The organism is Streptomyces sp. NPDC051104 (genome assembly GCF_040682835.1).
GTDB classification, from domain to species: domain Bacteria; phylum Actinomycetota; class Actinomycetes; order Streptomycetales; family Streptomycetaceae; genus Streptomyces; species Streptomyces cynarae.
Genome location: NZ_JBFBBS010000078.1, coordinates 11,869 through 13,783 on the forward strand (window position 1 = coordinate 11,869; position 1,915 = coordinate 13,783).

Genomic DNA, 1,915 nt, shown 5'->3' on the forward strand with positions numbered 1-1,915 from the left:
GGCGAAGCTGGACTCGTTCGCCAAGGTGACGGTGGCGTCGGCCGGGTTGGACTCGCTTGGCAAGGCGGCGGTGGCGTCGGCCGGGTTGGACTCGCTTGGCAAGGGGGCGATGGAAGCGGCGTCACTGAAGCCGTTCGGTCAGATGGCGGCGCGGTCGGCCAAGTTCGAGTCGCTGAGTGCGCGGTTGGCGAAGTCGGCCGGGCTGGAGCAGTTCAGCAAGTTGTCCGCACTGTCGGCGAAGCTGGACTCATCCAGCAAGACGGCGATGCGGTACAGCACGGAAGTACAGCAACCCCACCGGCCGTAGGTGGCCGCTCGGGACCGCTATAGCTCCCGTGACCAGCCCAAGCAACCTCAACGGCCTTAGTGCCCATAGTTCGCATCGAGGGGGCCAGGGGTTCAAATCCCCTCAGGTCCACGCAGCTCGAAGCCCCCGCCGGGACAACTGACGGGGACTTCGCCCAAAGTCGCTACGCCAGCCACGCGTGTCAGTGGCCGGCCGTAGCCTTTGGCCATGCATAGAGGAGCAATCACACGGGCGTCCGTACTCAAGGCAATCGCCGAGCACGACGAGTTGGGCCGCGAGGCGTTCCTGGAGACGTACCACTTCGGCAAGGCCCGTTCGTACGTCCTCGTGCATGAGGGGCGGGAGTACGACTCGAAGGCGATCGCCGGAGTGGCGCACAAGTGGGATCAGGGCCGTCCGCTGGCGCCCGGCGAGTTCAGCGGCGGCAAGGATCACGCAGTCGCCTGGTTGAAGCGTCTTGGCTTCCAGGTCGAGAAGCTGATCTAGTGACTATCAGTCGGGCTGCGGCGAGGGCGGGCCGAGACGTCGGGGGCGAGCAGCGCCTAGCCTGGCCGGCCGGGCTGACATCCGTGGCTGACATCAACAACCGGGTTCCTGACGGCAGAAGATGACGGCAACAGAGCCGTACGCATGGGGACCCTGGCGGTAGCAGGAGGACTGCCTTGAGCCCTTGGAGTAGCAACGCGGCAGCGCGCATGTAGCCAAGAATGAACTCCTAATGCGGTGGTCAGTGGAGCCTGCACCATCGGTAATGTCGCGAGAAGCGGTGATCACGGCAAAGGGTGCCTCGGACCACCACAAGCCGCCTCTCCAGGTCACGGCGCGTCAGACCAGGGCTTGCCCTCGACCCAGTGACGGACCCAGCCGGCGAAGCCGGACTCTCCGGTGGTGAAGCCGAACTCCGATCCAAACGGTGCGGCACCCTCGCCGCAGATGCTCCAGACGTGTCCACGGTGAGGGCCAGCGACGATCAGGTGCCAGTACATGCCACAGCCGTCGGTACCCAACACGATCGACCCGTGGTCGAAGACTGGATCCAGCATCGGGCCGAGTTCCTCGTCCGGGAGGTCGTCCTCCTCCCACAGCCACATCTTCGTCAGCGGGAACGGCTTGGCTAGCTCCCGGACTGGGCGATCGTCGCCCCAGTCATCGGGCAGCTCGGCCAGCGGCACCAGGCCGTAGTCTGGCGGACCGGAGCCGCAGCCGTCAGCTATCTCGGCGACGCAGGTCCGGTAGGGCTCAGGCAGTGTGATCCCGTGTTCCGTCTCGAAGGCGCGAACTGCCTCCCAGCCCAAGGGCTCCCCAGTGTCAAAGGCCGCCCGAAGCATGGCCAGGTCTTCGGAGTAAGCCTGCTCAGTGTCCATGGAGCACATAGCTATCACCCGCCATCGTCAGATGACGGGGGCGGGTGGCCCCAGATGCGTGATCCGTCCGGGCCGGGCACTGGAACCTGCAATGTCCCGAAAGGCTCTCGGATCTCAGCCTCCTACGGCGTCGAGGAGGAGGCAGAGCACTCAGAGGGCGGTATGTGACGTGATGCCATGTTTGTCGTCGCTGGAACGTGTGGCTCAGGCGTATCGGGGCTGATCGGGGAGCCCTGTCGTGCTG

3 protein-coding genes are annotated in these 1,915 nt (G+C 65.4%); 2 read left to right on the forward strand and 1 reads right to left on the reverse strand.

Annotation, left to right across the window (positions count from 1 at the left end; translation table 11 throughout):
- Together AB0N14_RS38530 and AB0N14_RS38535 are read left to right on the forward strand one after the other, a co-directional pair.
- Positions 1 to 307 (forward strand): hypothetical protein (locus AB0N14_RS38530; RefSeq protein ID WP_366030368.1); only part of this gene is annotated, 307 nt, incomplete at its 5' end.
- Between the two features lie 207 nt (positions 308 to 514).
- Complete coding sequence (locus tag AB0N14_RS38535; RefSeq protein WP_366030369.1) at positions 515 to 793, forward strand: hypothetical protein; 279 nt, start codon at positions 515 to 517, stop codon at positions 791 to 793.
- Between the two features lie 329 nt (positions 794 to 1,122).
- Here the strand turns inward: AB0N14_RS38535 and AB0N14_RS38540 are convergent, their stop codons facing one another.
- Positions 1,123 to 1,671, reverse strand: coding sequence for an SMI1/KNR4 family protein (locus tag AB0N14_RS38540; protein ID WP_366030370.1), 549 nt, complete (start codon positions 1,669 to 1,671; stop codon positions 1,123 to 1,125).
- Positions 1,672 to 1,915: the final 244 nt, after the last annotated feature.

Bases quoted from the DNA above. Each gene is read 5' to 3' on its own strand.
- AB0N14_RS38535 (WP_366030369.1), top strand. From the start codon at position 515: ATGCATAGAGGAGCAATCACACGGGCGTCCGTACTCAAGGCAATCGCC.
- AB0N14_RS38540 (WP_366030370.1), bottom strand. From the start codon at position 1,671: ATGGACACTGAGCAGGCTTACTCCGAAGACCTGGCCATGCTTCGGGCG.